Origin of the sequence: Bacillus sp. 105MF (assembly GCF_000374885.1) — a bacterium.
Lineage (GTDB): Bacteria > Bacillota > Bacilli > Bacillales > Bacillaceae_G > Bacillus_A > Bacillus_A pseudomycoides.
This window is the reverse complement of sequence record NZ_KB895582.1, coordinates 1-17,255: the sequence shown is the minus strand read 5'-3', so window position 1 is coordinate 17,255 and position 17,255 is coordinate 1. Positions and strand designations below refer to the sequence as shown.

At 35.0% G+C, this 17,255-nt stretch carries 13 protein-coding genes and 4 pseudogenes; 6 read left to right on the top strand and 11 right to left on the bottom strand.

Features of this window, described 5'->3' with window-relative positions; genetic code table 11:
- Positions 1 to 4 precede the first annotated feature (4 nt).
- Positions 5 to 3,433, bottom strand: coding sequence for a DUF4132 domain-containing protein (locus tag C564_RS0121270; protein ID WP_018766748.1), 3,429 nt, complete (start codon positions 3,431 to 3,433; stop codon positions 5 to 7).
- 261 nt (positions 3,434 to 3,694) lie between these two features.
- Between C564_RS0121270 and C564_RS0121265 the strand changes: the two genes are divergently transcribed.
- On the top strand, positions 3,695 to 3,997 hold the full coding sequence (locus tag C564_RS0121265) for a hypothetical protein (RefSeq protein WP_003202614.1): 303 nt from the start codon (positions 3,695 to 3,697) through the stop codon (positions 3,995 to 3,997).
- 188 nt (positions 3,998 to 4,185) lie between these two features.
- Complete coding sequence (locus tag C564_RS0121260; protein WP_018766747.1) at positions 4,186 to 4,725, top strand: STM3941 family protein; 540 nt, start codon at positions 4,186 to 4,188, stop codon at positions 4,723 to 4,725.
- 529 nt (positions 4,726 to 5,254) lie between these two features.
- Here C564_RS0121260 and C564_RS0121255 read toward each other — a convergent pair.
- Together C564_RS0121255 and C564_RS0121250 are read right to left on the bottom strand one after the other, a co-directional pair.
- The gene (locus tag C564_RS0121255; RefSeq protein ID WP_003209400.1) at positions 5,255 to 5,608 is read right to left on the bottom strand and encodes a hypothetical protein; all 354 of its coding nucleotides are present in this window, start codon (positions 5,606 to 5,608) and stop codon (positions 5,255 to 5,257) included.
- 309 nt (positions 5,609 to 5,917) lie between these two features.
- Positions 5,918 to 7,660 (bottom strand): ABC transporter ATP-binding protein, encoded by a 1,743-nt coding sequence (locus C564_RS0121250; RefSeq protein WP_018766746.1) that lies wholly within the window; start codon positions 7,658 to 7,660, stop codon positions 5,918 to 5,920.
- A 748-nt stretch (positions 7,661 to 8,408) separates the two neighbouring features.
- Between C564_RS0121250 and C564_RS32425 the strand changes: the two genes are divergently transcribed.
- Complete coding sequence (locus tag C564_RS32425) at positions 8,409 to 8,636, top strand: hypothetical protein (protein ID WP_018766745.1); 228 nt, start codon at positions 8,409 to 8,411, stop codon at positions 8,634 to 8,636.
- On the opposite strand, the gene C564_RS36280 is transcribed toward C564_RS32425, so the two are convergent.
- The 3 genes from C564_RS36280 to C564_RS0121230 all read right to left on the bottom strand — a co-directional run bounded on the left by C564_RS36280 (position 8,621) and on the right by C564_RS0121230 (position 11,954).
- Positions 8,621 to 8,791, bottom strand: coding sequence for a hypothetical protein (locus tag C564_RS36280; protein WP_018766744.1), 171 nt, complete (start codon positions 8,789 to 8,791; stop codon positions 8,621 to 8,623). The two genes, C564_RS32425 and C564_RS36280, sit on opposite strands and share 16 nt — an antisense overlap.
- A gap of 120 nt (positions 8,792 to 8,911) precedes the next feature.
- Positions 8,912 to 10,543, bottom strand: coding sequence for a multicopper oxidase family protein (locus C564_RS0121235; protein WP_018766743.1), 1,632 nt, complete (start codon positions 10,541 to 10,543; stop codon positions 8,912 to 8,914).
- Positions 10,544 to 10,670: 127 nt separating this feature from the next.
- The gene (locus tag C564_RS0121230; RefSeq protein WP_018766742.1) at positions 10,671 to 11,954 is read right to left on the bottom strand and encodes an aminopeptidase P family protein; all 1,284 of its coding nucleotides are present in this window, start codon (positions 11,952 to 11,954) and stop codon (positions 10,671 to 10,673) included.
- A gap of 261 nt (positions 11,955 to 12,215) precedes the next feature.
- Between C564_RS0121230 and C564_RS0121225 the strand changes: the two genes are divergently transcribed.
- A complete protein-coding gene (locus C564_RS0121225) occupies positions 12,216 to 13,208 on the top strand; it encodes a F510_1955 family glycosylhydrolase (protein ID WP_003210062.1) in 993 nt (330 codons plus the stop codon).
- 150 nt (positions 13,209 to 13,358) lie between these two features.
- Here C564_RS0121225 and C564_RS0121220 read toward each other — a convergent pair.
- Both C564_RS0121220 and C564_RS0121215 read right to left on the bottom strand, forming a co-directional pair.
- Positions 13,359 to 13,747 (bottom strand): annotated as a pseudogene (locus C564_RS0121220) (LysR family transcriptional regulator substrate-binding protein); the annotation flags it as partial.
- 98 nt (positions 13,748 to 13,845) lie between these two features.
- Complete coding sequence (locus tag C564_RS0121215; protein ID WP_018766740.1) at positions 13,846 to 14,436, bottom strand: DUF3994 domain-containing protein; 591 nt, start codon at positions 14,434 to 14,436, stop codon at positions 13,846 to 13,848.
- A 16-nt stretch (positions 14,437 to 14,452) separates the two neighbouring features.
- Between C564_RS0121215 and C564_RS0121210 the strand changes: the two genes are divergently transcribed.
- Together C564_RS0121210 and C564_RS36275 are read left to right on the top strand one after the other, a co-directional pair.
- Entirely contained in the window at positions 14,453 to 14,713 is a 261-nt protein-coding gene (locus tag C564_RS0121210; RefSeq protein WP_018766739.1) for a cytochrome P450, read from the top strand.
- A gap of 252 nt (positions 14,714 to 14,965) precedes the next feature.
- Positions 14,966 to 15,139: pseudogene (locus C564_RS36275) on the top strand (cytochrome P450); the annotation flags it as partial.
- 145 nt (positions 15,140 to 15,284) lie between these two features.
- Here C564_RS36275 and hblB read toward each other — a convergent pair.
- The 3 genes and pseudogenes from hblB to C564_RS36270 all read right to left on the bottom strand — a co-directional run.
- The gene (hblB, locus tag C564_RS0121200) at positions 15,285 to 16,685 is read right to left on the bottom strand and encodes a hemolysin BL regulatory component HblB (protein WP_018766738.1); all 1,401 of its coding nucleotides are present in this window, start codon (positions 16,683 to 16,685) and stop codon (positions 15,285 to 15,287) included.
- Between the two features lie 36 nt (positions 16,686 to 16,721).
- Positions 16,722 to 16,884, bottom strand: a pseudogene (locus C564_RS37650) (hemolysin BL lytic component L1); the annotation flags it as partial.
- 215 nt (positions 16,885 to 17,099) lie between these two features.
- Positions 17,100 to 17,255 (bottom strand): annotated as a pseudogene (locus C564_RS36270) (hemolysin); the annotation flags it as partial.

The window sequence follows — 17,255 nt, the reverse complement described above, 5'->3', positions numbered from 1 at the left end:
TTTCTTATCGCTTGCTGCGCCAGTTTTCATCACGGCCAAGATTCGATTCTGTTGCCCGTTTTATATCATATAAAATTTCACTGAAAAAGCGTTCCGATACTTGCTTCGGTAAAACGCGTCTCTCATGATCAATTTCGTCGTAGTCATATGAACCGCGGCTCACCGTGCCTGCTTTGTAAAATTGAATTTCAAAAACGCACACATCCTCCTCACCTTCATATCCAACCGGTGCCCCTTCAAACGCAAGCTCCGCCCCTAGTCCGGCGCGAGTATCTTCTTTATAGAATGTATAATATACACCGGCATCTTGAACCGATCCACGACTCCAGCCGTACTTCGTCATCTTACCAAACAGCGAACGGCCATTGATCTGGATACCAGCAAACCTTTCCACAGTGACTTCCTCATTCTCCTCAACCTGAAATACTTCGCGGTCAATTTGCGGAAATGGCTGAGTAACCTCATAATCTTCTAGCTGTTCCTTCCATAATTCCCTTTCGTCCTCGGACAATTCTAACGGATGAATTAGACCGATAACAGTGTCTGGCGTAAGTTCATGCTCTTCTTCTTCAATCGTATTAAACGTGCCATCCTCCATATAGCGGAACATCGCAAGCAACTTTCCTTCCTTATACTCACCCCAAATAAGGGAGATAGCAAACTGCTGCAGAATTGGATTTTCTACAAACAGAGACTTCCATGTATTTTGTGACCAATAGCGATTCAGAGAAAGTGCTGTTTCAAGACGCTGCGTTTGCATCGTAATCATAGTTCGGAGCTGCTTCTTTATAGAGGATAACTCCGCCTTAGCCTCCTCGGCTTTTTCCGCATCATCTTTTGCATTTGGTTTCGGAAGCGACTTTATTCGTTTTCCTTCTCCCGTTTTTAGCTCAATTTTCAAGTTTGGAGTTAAATAGGCAGTAAATGTTCTGCTGCCGTAATCAATTGTCTTTTCACCGCGTTTATTAAACCCAAGGTCTGGGACAAGCTGATCTTCTAGCTCTTCTTCTGTAATACCACGCGTTTTAGCAGCGAGACTCAGCGCTTCTTTCGCAGCATTACGCACTTGCTTATGTTTATACTTAAATGCCATCGCATGGATAGACATTAGCCCAATATGTGATTGGGACAACGCTAGCGCCTGAACAGCTGCAGCAGCAATCGCTCCGCGCATACCAAGTGCCCACTCATCAATCTGCTTTTTGAGTTGCATCGCCATTTCATCATCACTGTAAATACCGTACAACGAAAGAATACCGCGTTTCTTCGATTCCGCGCCTTGAGAAACCCAAAGCTGATAGATCGCTTGTATATTTTCCTTCAAATCTTGTTCGTTAAGAGCAGCGCTTATTGCTTCTGCTACTTCCTTCTTCTCAATAACAGAATCTGATACGTACTGCTGAAAATATGTAAGAGGAATCATTGCATCTGCAATGGTATCGGAATCGCGAAGACGAATCTGCGGTTCAAATCCGAGCCACTGCACAAGTGCATTCCTTTTTTGCGGCGTTAAAATACGCGTGCAAAGAGCTTCTATACTTCCTGATGCTCCTTCTAATTCCCCGTCACCAAGCAATGGAGCAAACTTCTCCGTCAAAGAAGCGTTTTTCTTTTCTTGTAAAGCTTCCTGTACAAGCTTTGTATATTTGTCAATTTTATAATATAAAAGTGTTTGCATTGCATTTTCGCGAACAACTTTCTTTTTATGATTTAATTCCTTTGCTACATCTTCTGCAGCCTCCGTATCTTTTGTAAGAAGTTCTACTGCAGCGGTACGTACCTTTTTAGAGGAATCCCCAAGGCTTTGAATGAGAAGATCACGCGTCTGAACTACGTTATCCTTTGCCAGCTCATCCAAAATAAAAATCCGTTCATCTGCAGAATACTCAGGAAATTTCTCTGTCACATACGCTCGTTCTTTTACAAACAAACGAACGAGTGCCTCCGTTGCCTTATCTCGCTTCTCACTATGCCCGGAAGCTTGTTCAATAGAATAAGAAACGAGCTTCTCCATCGATAAACCGTAGGAAAGCAGATCTTCCAGCACCTTTTCTGGCGAGTTCTCCATAGCAGCATACCGCTGCAAAAGTTCATATAAACTATAGTTATAACCTTTCCCAAGTTGAAGCGTAAGAGCGGCTTCCCTCTTTGCTGCTTCCTCTATATCCCAAAGTAATGCAATTTCTAAAACAGGCATTCTCCAGTAATTATTTCTAAACTTCGAGCTTTCGAACCATTGCTTCATATCCTCAAATGATAAAGTGCCTAATAAATAGTCACGATATGTACCACGTATGTCAGATGATTTTGTTTGAAGGACAACCATTAAAAACTCTTCACGTACTTTGTTTCTATGTAACTCGTACCCTTTTTCCGCTAAAAGCATTGATACGAAAAGGTAATGACTTTGACTTAAATATTGCAGTGTACGCTGCACAAATTCCGGTTGCTCTTCTACCATACGAAGCAAAAATTGGTATTCATATACGCGATCAAAATCAACAGTACCTAAATGATGCTGCGTAAGGCGATATGCGAAAAATCTTTCCTCTGAAATACCGAATTGCTCACACAAATCTCGGGTTGTTTCATACAACTGTGCATAAAAACTTTTTGTTTTTTTGTAGTTTCCAGACTGTTCAAGAGTATGGCTGACATGTGAAATTGCATAATTCATAAAATTTTCCACAGAGCATTTCACTAATAATTCCATATATCTTCTTGCAACATCCGAATGCGGATACATACGAAAAATTTGCTGCCAAGTAAAGTCAGGTAAAGATGACCCGGCAAACACCTTACTAACAAATTCGCCTCGAACGTACCTTTGAGCTGCTTCAACCTTGTCTTCTGCACCGCTTAGCCTCAATATATACTCCGCATGCTCTTGCAATTCTTCTTCCAGTAAAGAACGATAAGGAAGAAATCTCTCATAATCTGCATCTAACATAACTAGAAGCAAAAGTAATTTTGGCTGACCTGTTATAACTTGCAACTGTTCTTCTATATACTTCGGATTTTCCTTTATTAATTGTCTTAGAAAAACATCCGCTTCATTTACAGAACGCGAAAGATTCGTTAAATACTTACAAGCAAATACTACAAGTCTATCGAATGAAAGACCGCTTTTTTCGAAATAAACCTTTATATCTGGAAAACTCATATATGAAAAACGCACGAGAAGAACATTCAACAATTGATCCTCAAGTAAATGATAGAATAACCGAAAAAACACTGGATCTTGCTTATATGTTTTCCTAAAGTCATTCATGAACTGCCAAGCAAAATCACTACGCTTATTTTCGCGAATGGTCGTTTGTTCTATATGCTTTAAAACTTCTTCATCTCTCGTCTGCAAGTAACGCAATGCTAATTCTTCTTGTGCTCCTGTCATATTAAGTTGTTGAAACAACTGATATGTACTGACTGCCATCCTCTCTGCCTCCCTAGTTCTTTTATAAATTCATCGTTATATCATATACATATGATAATACCTATTCTCTCGCATATCTGAAATTCCAGATATAAAAACGCGGAATATATTTACATTATTAGTATATCATATCAACCCGAATACGAACATACGTTTCTTTAAAACGATCATTAAAAATTTGATATAAAGATAAACAAAGTAAGTGATGAGCGTTTTCATGGTATGATGTATAGGTACTAATTTTTTAAATTATAAGTTTTTATGAAAAAACGTATGGAGGCATTGATTGGCAAATATCAACTAACATATGAAAGAAGAGCTATTGGCGATGTTTGTAAATGTATAAAAGTTGTGCCAAGACATGAGGAAGCATTACCGATAGGTTGTTCGAAAATGGGGAGAGCTCTTAATTTACCCGTATTATTTATGTATCCTACATATAAAGAGCATCCCCTTCATTTTATCACTCAATTGAATTTAGAAGAATTGCACAACGAACAAACACGCAAAATGGTTTACCGGAAAGTAGAATGTTATATTTTTGGATTTCAAATGAAGATTTAAAACATCGCCGCTTTGAGAATGTGTGTTGTATGTTGCAGTCCTGTTGGGCGAAATAGATTATATATAAATTGAAAAGGCACATAAACTTTTCAATTTATATAGGATAGGCATTTTGCTTCCAGTTCTGCATAGCGATGACGAATATGTTGGAAAATCAAGGTGGATTTATATGAGTGGGGGGGAATCGTATGAGAAAATATGATATTTATGAATCAAAGAGAAAAGTAGTTGGATTATTTTTTTTGACTTTGGTAGTTGAAGTGATGTTTCTCTTTATTGTTATGTATGCATTTTCGTCTGAGGAGCCTAATTTCATAGTTGGATTTTTATTTGGAGCTCTTGCATTCGTTGTACTAATTGCTCTTTGGAAAGTTATCCAAAAAATGCTTACGAAAAAACCAGCCATCATTTTAGAACAAGAATACATTACAATTATTAACAATCCAAACTTTCCTGTGAAAATTGCTTTGGAGGATGTATTAGGTGTTTTACCTTATGCAATCCAAGGGCAAAAGTATTTAGGAATTGTGATGGAAGATGATGTTGAAGATCGATATATTGCCTCTATACCTTCAAAAGGACAACGACTGTATCGAGTTAATAAGCGTGCTGGATTTATACCATTTAATATTCATATGAATTTATTGAGAATCGATGGAGAAGCATTACTTGAGAAGTTAGATGAGTATGATATAAGCTTTTTAATCCCTGAAGATGAAGCGAAATAATATAACAAAAGAATTAATTTAGGTATATGGAAAAAAAGAACATCTCGATGAAAAAGATGTTCTTTTATATTTATTTTGTTCTGCTACTTTCCATTAAATAGTTATAATTTTAATTAATGAGTATATTTATCCCCCCCATTCTTTATCCATTTGCAATTATGCTATGAAAGAATGGGGGTACATTATGGTTTTAATTGCTTTAAATCTAGTATCTTTTCTTTCTGCTATTAGATATAGAATTCCCTTCTTGAAATCTTTTTTATAAATATTTTAACTTCATTTAATATCTACAATAAACATTTTGAACCTCTCATGTCTTTAGTTGTAAGAGGTTACTGCTCATCTCTGACGATGCATTACCTTTATATCATTTGATTCATGCGATGTTCATTTGTTTTTACGTCGATATTCATTCACTTGTTTTATGTACTTTTGTATTTTTAATTTTAGAACTATTAGCTTTATGACCCGTTTATATGTTTACAATAACAGTTATTAAAATCACTCCATAGCATTTAACCTTCTCAAATTAAACCTCGTCAGCCAAAGCATCATCGTAATCCTGTAATTCTTCCATAATTTCTTTTAATTGTTCAATACTATTCATAAATTCTTGGTGAGAAATTTTTTGATAATCACCCGCCTTGCCATATTCATCACTTTCAAATATTTTTATTTCTGCACCTAAGTCCAATAAATTATCAATTAATTCTTTTAACTTCTCCATATTATCCAGATCATTCGCATCAGTTTCGGCAATAAAATCTCTGTTTGCAATTTTATTTTTGATTTCTATAATCGCTAAACTCGTGTACTTTCTTAAAGGTGCTATATATGTATGAAATGGAGCATTAGGAATTATTTTAATTGCTATTTTACTCATCTATTATTCTCCTCTATATATATTCTCCCGCCTAATTTAGGCTCTCATTCAAACTATCCACTATTCAATGTTAATTTTCTATAGTTTTCATAACTATTTATCTACCATTTTCATAAGGTCTAACCCTTGTTGATTATAGAATTAGGTTCTGTGTTTACTGCGTATAATGATGTGTTATGTTAACTTGACGTGAATGGAGTATTCATTGTTCCTTGTTCAACTAACGGACAGATTAGTAGAAGAATATCCAAGGTAAAAAGTAAATCGGCCTCCTTTACCAAGAGGACCGATTTATTATAGCTAAACAGATTATAATATTAATTCGAATTGCTTGGCATACAGGTTTGCATACATCCCATTGTTTGCAAGTAACTCATCGTGTGTACCTTGTTCCACAATGCCATCCTTCGTTACTACGATAATTCGTTGGACATTTCGAATAGTGGAAAGACGATGGGCAATTACGATTGTTGTACGCCCTTTTGCTAACAGTTCGAGTGATTCCTTAATGATGCTTTCGCTCTCATTATCTAGTGCACTTGTTGCCTCATCTAAAATGAGGATTGGTGGGTTCTTTAAAAAAACTCGAGCTATGCTTACCCTTTGTTTTTGACCGCCAGAAAGTTTAACACCTCGTTGTCCAATCTCGGAATGGTAGCCGTTTGGCAAGTTCATGATAAAGTCATGGGCATTTGCATGCTTGGCTGCATTCATTATTTCTTCATCACTGGCTGCTGGATTACCATATCGAATATTTTCCATTACCGTTCCTGCGAAGAGATAAACATCTTGCTGTACTATTCCAATACTTTTTCTTAAGGACTGTAGGTCGATATGGCGAACATTAATACCGTCTACTAACACCTCCCCCTCCGTCACATCATAAAAGCGAGGGATGAGTGAGCATAACGTCGTTTTCCCCACGCCCGACGGACCAACAAACGCCACGAACTCCCCTGGATGTATTTGAAGTGACATATTTACCAAGACATCGGTCAAATGGTCTTCGTAACGGAAGGAAACCTGCTTAAACTCAACTTCACCGCGAACTGCTTGCAGAGTCACTGCATTCGGATTACTTTCGATTGCCGGCTTCAAATTCATGATTTCCATAAAGCGCTGAAAGCCGGTGATTCCTTCTTGAAATAGCGTATTCATTTGAGTCAGTTTTTGAATTGGCTCAATCATAAAATTTACATACAGTAGAAATGTAATCAAATCCGCTAAATCTAACGTATTGTTGACAATTTTGGCACTCCCAAAAATGACCACTGTAATCGTTATCAGTTGAATAAAAGTTTGTATTCCGTTGTAAAAGTTCGCTTCTGTCTTGTAGAATTTTTTTCTACTATCAAGGAACCTTTTATTTTCCCGGTTAAACTTCTCGATTTCAACGTGCTCGTTGGCGAACGATTTTACTACACGGATTCCTGCTAGACTATCCTCTACCTGTGCGTTTATATATCCAATTCGCTCTTTGTTTCTTCTTAATGCCCTATTCTCGAGCCTGTTAAAATATAAAGAAAAGACACCTAACACTGGCAAAAAGCAGAAAACGGCAATCGTTAATGGAGCATTAATAAAGAATAAAATGAAAAACGCTCCCACAAAGCGAACTATATATTTTACATAATCTTCAGGACCGTGATGAAAAAGTTCAGAAATCATTAGCAGGTCGTTTGTTATCCGAGACATGAGCTGGCCTGTCTTTTCCTTGTCGTAAAAACTAAAAGAAAGCTTTTGCATGTGTGCAAACAGCTCACTGCGCATATCACCTTCCATCCGCGCACCTACTTCATGACCTTTATAGTCCACAAAGTAGTTCCCTATATTTTGAACTGCAACCAAGACAAGCATCAGCCCGCCGATCCATAACACTTTACTTAGCGCCGTTGATAAATCCCTTTCAAGAACATCCTTCGTAATATACCGAACAAGCAAAGGAAACACCAAAGACACTGAAGATACGATTAAGGCACATGCCAATATAATTAAAAACAGCTTTAAATACGGTTTGTAGTAAGAGAAAAATTTTTCAACTGGAAAATTCATGATTTACCCCTTTTTAGTGTTTTTGGAATGACACATATAAGGGAGTACACCGTTTACATTTAAGAAAGTGTTCCACCCTTATATGTTTGTGCGGTTTGAATCTTCACATTTTTCATGTAAATTACCTCCTTGTTCATTGATATTATCATTGTAATTTATTTACCAATCATTAAACAGAAAATTCCGCCAATTTTCCATAATTGGAACAAATGACAACACAAAAAAAGTACCTTTTTTCTTTTTGGTGAATTATCAACGTTAATGTTTAACATAGCAAAAAATACAAGCTTTTAACTTTCGTTTTTAGTACGTTACGTTAACCTTACATGAATGTTTATTCATCACCATTTTTCACAGTTTAAAGAGAAAACTTATACCCATTTTTCAAGCGTTCAAATTTCCGAACACCTCCTATTATTTCTTTCATATTTTGATTTAGGCATGCCCCTTGCTTTTGGTCTGTCGGCTTGGTGGTAAAAGCGAATCAAGCCGAAAAAAGTTTTGCAAGAATTAAATAAAAAAAGACAGCCATAACTGCCAACAATACTAATTATATGAACTCGAAAGCCCTTCAGTTCGTTTAACTGGAGGGCTTTCGGTTGTCTCCAAAATACATTGAATCCCGATAATATGATCTAATGTTAACTAGAACTGAATGGGATATGCATCATCTTTTTTGTATCTGGTTGTATTATTTTTAACATGATATGATGTTCGAAATAAGAAAATCAGAAAAGAGGGAATTTTCATGCGGATAGTTCAACAATGGAATCAAGAAGATAGTAATTACATTAGACAGAAAGTTATAGAATATAATACTTCACAACTACCAGATGAAGTAAAATCTCCTTCTGAGAATGTAAGCCTGGTGGTAAGAGACGAAGAAGGAAACATAATAGGTGGTATAACAGGAACCATCTTTTGGCGTCACATGCATATTGATTATCTATGGGTAGATAATCAAATACTGTTTTGAGAGTTCCCTTCTTCTCTTCTATAATGAATGATAAAATTATATAAAAAATCATTCATCTTACTCTTCTCTACTAAATTTACAAGAATATTAAATGTATTCTTATCAATTTCTAACATAATACCTATAGAAAGGTATTCGTAACATTCCCAGATCATACTCCTCCACCTTCATCCGGGCATAATCAACATATGCAGTAACACTAACAACCAAAATTAATAAAGCAGCTATCCATAAGATAATTGCTTTATATTATTATGAACTACATGAATTTTATATTATTCTGGCTTATTTGGAATGTTAGGGTTTGGAACATAATCAGATTTGTAATCTGTATATTTCACTTCTGTTACCATCCCTGCTGAAGCATGGTGTAAATCATGACAGTGGAACATCCATTCCCCCGGATTATCTGCTACAAAGGCTACTTCATATTCTTCTCCAGGTTTCAAGTTCAAAGTATCTTTAACAATTGGAGAACCTTCTATCGTTTTTCCATCTTTACTTAATACTTGGAAGAAATGACCGTGTAAATGCATCGGGTGATCATCTGTTTTAGAGCGATTTACTAATTTTACTTTTACTAAGTCACCCTTTTTCACTGGAATTGGGTCGATGTCCGGAAATACTTTACCGTTAATTGTATATACCATTTCATTTCCATTTATTTGAGTATTCAAGTCCATATTATATGTGACAGTATACTGCTGGTCTAACGTGAAATCACCTAATTTTTTAGCACCATATTTTGTCATATCTAATTTTGGTAGTTTTTCTTTTTCATTTGTCTTGTCTTTCATCTCTTTGCTGCCATCATATTCAATAACAGCTTTCATTCCTTTTGCACCTTTATCTTCTGAATGGTCCTCAACATACCATTTTCCAGGGTTGTTAGCAGTAAATTCAACATCATAACGTTCACCTGGTGCAATTGAAATTACTTTGTCCTTAATAACTTTTGGATCATTAATTGGTTGGCCATCTGTCGCAATTACTTTAATATCATGACCATGAACATGGATATCATGTGATAGGTAACCAGCATTAACTAGTCGAAGTCGAACTTTGTCTCCCTTGTTCACTTTTAATGGCTCCACTAAATCCCCGCTTTTACCATTGATTGTGAATAAGTCATACATGCTCATATCATGACCTTTCATCCTCATATTCCCAGAGTCTTTTTTATCACTGCCCATGTCCATACCGGAATGTTCCATGCCTTTCATATCATCATTCTTTTTCGTATTTTTATTATCCATACTAGATTTATTACCGTCTGCTTTTTCTGTTTTCCCTTTTGTCATTTCTTTTAACTGCTTATCGATTTCTTGTTTATCTGTTACCCATTCATCTAACATTAATGTGTAATCTTTATCATACTTTTCATTCGTATCTTCTACAACGAGAGCACCATACAAGCCTCTATCTAGTTGATTTACAGAATCTTGATGCGAATGATACCAATACGTTCCTGGTACGTTCGCTTTAAATTCATAGGTGAAACTTTTTCCAGATTCAACCGCATCTTGTGTCACACCTGGAATTCCATCCATGTTATTTGGGACAGGATACCCATGCCAATGAATAGATACTGGTGCAGATAATTCATTTTTTAATGTCACTTTAACCTTTTCACCTTTTTTCACCCTAATTTCTGGTCCAGGAGATGAACCATTAAATGTCCAGACTGGAACAATAACACCGTTACTTAGCTTTTGCTTTTCTTCTTTCGCTATTAAAGTAACTTCTGGTCCTTTTACAACTTTCAATGGTTTTGTAGCCGTTTCAGTCTGTGCTGTTTTTTTATCATTCATATTTTTATAATCATTTGTTGTATTTGTGATCGCAGAACATGCAGCAATTAAAGATATTACGGAGACTGTAACTGCTGTTAATACAAATCTCTTCATGGAAAATTCCTCCTTTTGCTTTTTCAAGATTATTATATAAGACGATTTTCAAGAAAATATGGAGATGCCAAATGAACAAAATAGTAAATGTAAAAGACGCCCAAAAATTGAGCGTCTTTTACATTTACTATTTTGTAACAACTTGTCTTTCCTTAACGTTTTCATTATTTTCTCTCATAAACTCTTCAATCTCTTCAACCGTTCTAATGATATCTTTTGACAAGTTTTCATATCCGTCCTTTGTGACAAGAATATCATCTTCAATACGAATTCCAATTGATTCTTCTTCAATATACAAACCTGGTTCTATCGTAATGACCATACCTTCTTCTAATACTCTATCTTTGTATGTTCCTACATCATGAGTATCTAAACCGAGGAAATGGCTCACACCATGATAATAATATTTAGATAGTTCCTCATCTTCTTGAATTAAACCAATTTCTTTACACTCTTCTGCCAGTACTTTTTTTGTATGTTCATTTAATGCAGCGAATTTTAATCCTGGCTTTATAAGTTCAGTTGTTTTTTTTAATGCTTTTAATACAATATTATATATTTGTTTTTGGCGATTAGAGAATGTTCCACTAGCTGGGAATGTGTAACTAATATCAGCATTGTAGTAGTCTTTTTGAGCACCTAAATCGAGCAGTACTAAATCACCTTGTTGCACTTTTGCATCATTATCTTCATAATGCAGCACAGTAGCATTTTTACCACTCGCCAAAATTGTATCGAATGCATGATATTTAATACCAGACGATTTTAATGTGAAATCAAAATGCGCTTCTAATTCATATTCCATTATGCCTGCTTTCGCTTGTTTCAGCACATTATAAATACCCTCTTGAGTAACCGTAATTGCTTCTTTTATTTTTTCAATTTCTTCATCTGTTTTGAACACTCGTAATTCACAAATGTTCGGATAGACATTCCCAATTGAAAGATGAGGATATTGTTCTCTTACGTGCTTCGCAAATGCTAGCGCCTTCGTCTCAGTACCTTTCCAATTACGACGTTCCAAATCTAAATACACATGTTTCACATTTTCTGCGAAAAGTGTATTCGCAATTGTTACTTCAAAACTTTCTATATATACAACCTTCTTAATACCAGAAATATTTTCTGCTTCTTCTTTCGAAACGGTTTTACCAACCCATTTTTCAAGTACTGGATCTGGTTTTTCAATGAAAAGAGTTTCTTCTACACTATCTCCAAACTTTTTTAAAATAAAAATAACATTTGGCTCATCGATTCCTGTTAAATAGTAAAAATTTCGATTCGGCACAAATTTATAGTGTGCATCAGCTGACATATGTGGTGCCTGTCCGGCAAATAAAATAGTAATCGATCCATCTGGCAATGTTCTCGTTAATCGTTCTCTATTTTGGGCAAAAAATGTTGGCTTCATAATAATCCCCCTTGAATTCTATGTATCAAAACAAATTATACAATGTAATTCATTTTATTATTGTTATAATTTTTCGTCAATTAATAATTATCGTGTAGAAAGTAAAACATTAATCAGTGAGCGTCCTACTGCCAGTTTAAGCGAGATACAGATTCCCCAACGATTCCTTTCCACTCGAAATCATGCATATCACTCCACAATTTCTTGACATTTATTCCATATACTTAAAATCTCATACATATAGGAAAGGAGTCTAAAAACGTGAAATATTATGTAGCAACAGGATTAGCAATTACTTCTTTATTTATAATTACAGGTTGTTCTAACAATGTAGAAACACAACTAGTAAAAAAAGAAACGATTCAATCTCAGCCCAAAAATAAAGAAACAGCAAATACGATTCCGCCAAACTTCTATAAAGAAATTACATCTGGAAAAATCGAGCACATTCATGGAATTGGCTATGCAGGAAATATGCCTGGGGTTTCTATCGCAACTCACAATGGTATAAAAGTTTATCAAAATGGCAAATGGTTTGATACTACTACCCAACTACACGATTATATGGGATTTCAGGCAACGAAAAACGGATTCTTTGCCAGCGGGCATCCTGAACCAGGCACAAATTTAAAAAATCCTTTAGGGTTAATGAAAAGTTCTGATGGTGGAAATACCCTTGAAAAGCTAACCTTTTATGGAGAATCTGATTTTCATAACCTTGCTGTCGGATATAATATGGAAGCGATTTATTTATATAACGAGCGTCCAAATTCTAAATTACAAAATGGTGTTTATTTCAGTACAAATAACGGACAAGAATGGAAAAATAGTAAGTTAAAGGGGCTATCAAGTACAATCCATTCATTTTCAGTACATCCGGATCAATCTAGTGTAGTCGCGGTAAGTGCTAAAGACGGTGTTTATTTATCTACAGATTACGGGAATACGTTTGAATTATTCTCTAAATCACTTGAATCGACCGCAGTTACATTTAGTAATGAAGATGTTATTTATGCCCCTATTAGTAAGCAAAATCAACAAACGATAACGAAGCAATCTATTGCTACAAATGAAGAGACAAACATACAAATTCCATCTTTAGATTCTAAAGATAAAATTATGTATATTTCACAAAACCCTCAAAATTCATCTGAAATGGTTTTTGCTACAATGAAAGCAAATGTATTCTTTTCTACGGATAGCGGTAAAACGTGGAAGCAGGTTACTAAAGATGGGACATTACAATATAACTAGTTAGAAAGGTGAATATAACGTGTTTTCAACAATTAGTGAATGGAGTTATCAACTGATGTCTCCTTTAATGGATGTCGCGAATTCTACGAAATCAAAACCTCTATTATTTGCGTTTTTATTAGGCATAGTAGGTACCCTTGCTCCTTGCCAATTAACAGGAAACATTAGTGCTAATGCCGAACTAATTGTCTCTGACTCCATCACTTTATTAACTACTATTTCATTTTTCGTCAAATATGGTTCAAGTACTTCTTTACAACCAGAAAGCGGCATTATAAAAGGATAATTTTTCAACTCTTTAATTGTAAGATCAGATGGAACAGACTTAGAAGAAACCATGACATACGGATCTTCACCAATGACATCATAATGAAACCCTGAAATTAAATTTTCTTTTATAGAAATAGAAAAATCTGCACTTCCAGAAGACAGCCAATCTAACACTTCCTGATAGCTTCCTTCTCGAACTGCAAGCACATACTGACTTTGATCAAAATTGCCTAATTCGATACACTCGCCAAACAATATACAGTAACTGAGTAAATGTAAAGTAATTCTAGAATCAACCTTTATTGTATATTTTGGAGTTACTTGACGTTTACATCTAAAGATTTTTATTAGTTGCAGTAGCCGTAGTTTATTTTTGTTTTACATACTTGTTAGTGTTATAAGTCTTAGGACTAAATAATTGAATGTTCTTTCCATCAAAGTTTTGAACTGTATACGGAACATCTACATTCTTTGCTTCTTTTTGTTCTTCACCGTTTATTAAGTTCTTTTCCACATGCAATGTGATAGTTTGAGAATTAGAGTCATAAGTCCATTTACCTTTAGCATAAGTCTTATCCTTGTTTGAATAATCCCCTTTTCCATACGCTTCGTATGTTCCATCTTCATTCATGATTAAAGAAACAATAAAACCTTCCAATTTATCTAATCCCCACTTACCTACTAGTTCTTTCCCTTCTTTAGATAAGTTAGTTCTTACTGCTTCTGAGTCGATACCAGATTTCTTATCTAATTCTCTTAAAGTTTTAGCGGTTACTGTACCATCAGTGCCGATTTTTATCTTATCTTCAAGATTTTTATAGAATTTAAACCAATACTCGTCACCCTTTTTCAGTTCAGATTCAGCTTCTTCCATTAATTCTTTATCTGTTTTTGAACCTTGTTTTGTTCGAGTGAACACTTCATTATTTAGTTTAAATGTCTTTGTATAATGTTCCATAGCTTTTCCCCCTCAAATGATCGCGAATCTAGAACCTCGTATTCAACAGATTACAGATGAATTATTGGATGCAGTACAGAAAAAAGGGAAGATGGATCTTATTGCAGATTTTGCTTTTCCATTTCGGGTTATTGCTGAGATGTTAGGAATACCTGTTTTGTATCAAGAGAAAATTTATGATTTGTGGGTGAGCATAAAGACAAATCCTAATCAAGACCATCATGCATGGATCAAAGAGTATTACTCATGTTTCCGAGAAACATTGGAAGAAAAATGAAAACATCCAACGGAGGGTGTAATCAGCTCCCTGATACACGCACACGATCAGGAGGATAAACTGAGTGAACCCGAACTGCTCTCTACCGTCCAATTACTCATTACTGCTGAACATGAGACCACAACCAATTTAATTGGAAATGGTATGGTTGCTTTGCAGAAACATCCCGAACAATTAGCATTGTTGCGTAGTAATCCTTCTTTGCTACCGAATGCTATCGAAGAGCTACTTCGCTATGCTGGACCGCTCATGATCAGCTGGCGTTTTGCCAAATTCGCAGGATTTCAAAGTATTCGTCATGCTTCACGTACCTTGAAAGGCATTGAAACCGTTCATGCTCTATATAAACGAAAACGAAGTTTGCAACAACCAAACTTCGTTTTTTCGACGTATAATAAATTACAACAATTACTAAGGATTGCATAAAATCCATCTGCAATCCTACCAACTTTTTATCTGTTAAAAAACTTTGCAACAGAACTCTCTGAATCATCTTTTTCACTTAACTTAGTGTCCAGTTTAGTGTACCATCTCCAATAGCTGCGTAATTTTTCTGTCTAACTTTTCGGGTTCAGTTCATTATATTTTCTACTTTGTCTTTATATACAACGTATTCTTTCCCATCCACTACTGCTACCACCGCAAATTCATCTTTTGGATTGAATGAAAGCCAGTCAGCCCACATGTTTGTATTTGGTCCTCCACTCCACATATTATGAACAGTGTTTTTAGTTAAATTCATAACTTTATAAGACGCATTTGGTGCATTTGTTCCAGTCTTTATTTCAAATGTGTATGCGTTATGAATTTTTTTATAAAAGTAGAAAACGTTTGATGGACGAAGCTGATTCATAAGATCCTGTTCTTTTTTCTCTGCAATTTTCATCCCTTCTTGTAATGTGACAACATCTGTTCTTAATGTTTTCCAACTGTCTTTAGCTGAATTCAAGTTAGGGTTTAAGAATTTATATCTATTTTGATCAGCTTTTTGAGCTGCTGTATCAATATGTCCCAGTACGCCCGAATATTGAGATTCTAAATCATCCCATTGCGTGGACATATAAGTAAGAGCAGTAATAGCATTATCAATCGTACTATGCATATCACTAATATTATGAAACGCAACTCCAACTACACGATTTAATGTTATTTTATAATCTACAGTCTTACGTAATTCTGTTAATGTAGGCTCTAATCGGCCTAAGTTATCTCTTGCTGTACCTATCATTATACCACCAGAAATCAATGTGGGAATAAAAGGGATTTTCACCATTGTTAATCCATCAGATTCTAATTTTTTATAATAGTTTACTTGTCCTAAAACTTCATCTAAACGCTTTTGGTCAGTCTCCACATCAGCACCTTGGTTTTTTAAAATCGATTGCAAGGTCTCTTTATGGCTTCCAAACGCTCTAACATCTTCTCCAATATCGTTTTTTAATTTAGTTAATTCTTCTATTAATGCTTTTGCAGACTTTTGATTTTGTTGAATTTCCCCCCGTAAATCTGTAATCCCTGTTTTTAAAGTATCTCCATTCCCTGTATTGATCGCCTTTACTAATGTTTCATAATAATTTTCAAATTTTGTATCGTATTCAATAATGTCTGTCAATGTATCTAAAAGCTGTTTTTTTACTTGCGTATCCCATGTAACAGCATGTGCTCTAGCATTCTTTTGATCTTGTACAATTTTAATAGGTAAATCTGCATACCCATTAATAGTAATTCCTTCAAAACTCACATCTGGATTATTAATTAACAAATAAGAATATTCATTCATAGATTTTGCAAATACCCCAGCATCTTGCAAAACTTTTTTCATCTGTTCTTCATTTGCTGAAAGGGACATATCTCCATTGTTAGTTTGTTCAATTTCACTTACAAAAGCTGCTACTGATGTGACCGCATAAGTGGTTGTTATAGTTAAAAACGTCGATACAGCGAGTATTTTGTAAGGGAGTTTTTTCATCATTTTATATTCCTCCTATATAGATTTTGATTTTAAATTCTATTCTTCTTTAAAAGCGATGTCTTTCGAAATGAGTTCTGCATCTTTTAGGAATATCATTCTAACTTTCTTTAGCAACCTCTACATCATCAAATATGAAAGAGAATCTATGTTGTTGCATAGATTCGATATTATCAAGTAAATCTTTATAATCTGTCCCCAATTAACCGATTCTGTTGCAAGTTTTTTAAAAATAAGTAAAATTGCACGTTTATCTTGTTATTTGGATGAAACTTCTATATAAGTGAAAGGCGAAGTCTTTCATGAGACTCCGCCTTTTCGGTGTATAAGGAATTACTAATTGTTGCATTACTATTTAACAATGTAATCATAGATTCTCTATGTTTTAGGTAACTTTGCAACGGAACCAATATTTCCTTATTTTTGCGGAGTAACAGGTTCCACTTTTAATTCTTTTATCCCTTCTTTTAATGTAACCGCATCTGTTCTTAATGTTTTCCAACTGTCTTTAGCAGCATTCAAGTTAGGTTTTAAGAATTTAAATTTATTTTGATCAGCTTTTTGAGATGCATT

What these genes read in the sequence shown, in the direction of transcription:
- C564_RS0121255 (WP_003209400.1), bottom strand. Translation starts at nt 5,608, where the DNA reads ATGAGTAAAATAGCAATTAAAATAATTCCTAATGCTCCATTTCATACA.
- C564_RS0121265 (WP_003202614.1), top strand. Translation starts at nt 3,695, where the DNA reads ATGAAAAAACGTATGGAGGCATTGATTGGCAAATATCAACTAACATAT.
- hblB (WP_018766738.1), bottom strand. Translation starts at nt 16,685, where the DNA reads ATGATGAAAAAACTCCCTTACAAAATACTCGCTGTATCGACGTTTTTA.
- C564_RS0121215 (WP_018766740.1), bottom strand. Translation starts at nt 14,436, where the DNA reads ATGGAACATTATACAAAGACATTTAAACTAAATAATGAAGTGTTCACT.
- C564_RS32425 (WP_018766745.1), top strand. Translation starts at nt 8,409, where the DNA reads ATGCGGATAGTTCAACAATGGAATCAAGAAGATAGTAATTACATTAGA.
- C564_RS0121235 (WP_018766743.1), bottom strand. Translation starts at nt 10,543, where the DNA reads ATGAAGAGATTTGTATTAACAGCAGTTACAGTCTCCGTAATATCTTTA.
- C564_RS36280 (WP_018766744.1), bottom strand. Translation starts at nt 8,791, where the DNA reads ATGATCTGGGAATGTTACGAATACCTTTCTATAGGTATTATGTTAGAA.
- C564_RS0121230 (WP_018766742.1), bottom strand. Translation starts at nt 11,954, where the DNA reads ATGAAGCCAACATTTTTTGCCCAAAATAGAGAACGATTAACGAGAACA.
- C564_RS0121250 (WP_018766746.1), bottom strand. Translation starts at nt 7,660, where the DNA reads ATGAATTTTCCAGTTGAAAAATTTTTCTCTTACTACAAACCGTATTTA.
- C564_RS0121210 (WP_018766739.1), top strand. Translation starts at nt 14,453, where the DNA reads ATGATCGCGAATCTAGAACCTCGTATTCAACAGATTACAGATGAATTA.
- C564_RS0121270 (WP_018766748.1), bottom strand. Translation starts at nt 3,433, where the DNA reads ATGGCAGTCAGTACATATCAGTTGTTTCAACAACTTAATATGACAGGA.
- C564_RS0121260 (WP_018766747.1), top strand. Translation starts at nt 4,186, where the DNA reads ATGAGAAAATATGATATTTATGAATCAAAGAGAAAAGTAGTTGGATTA.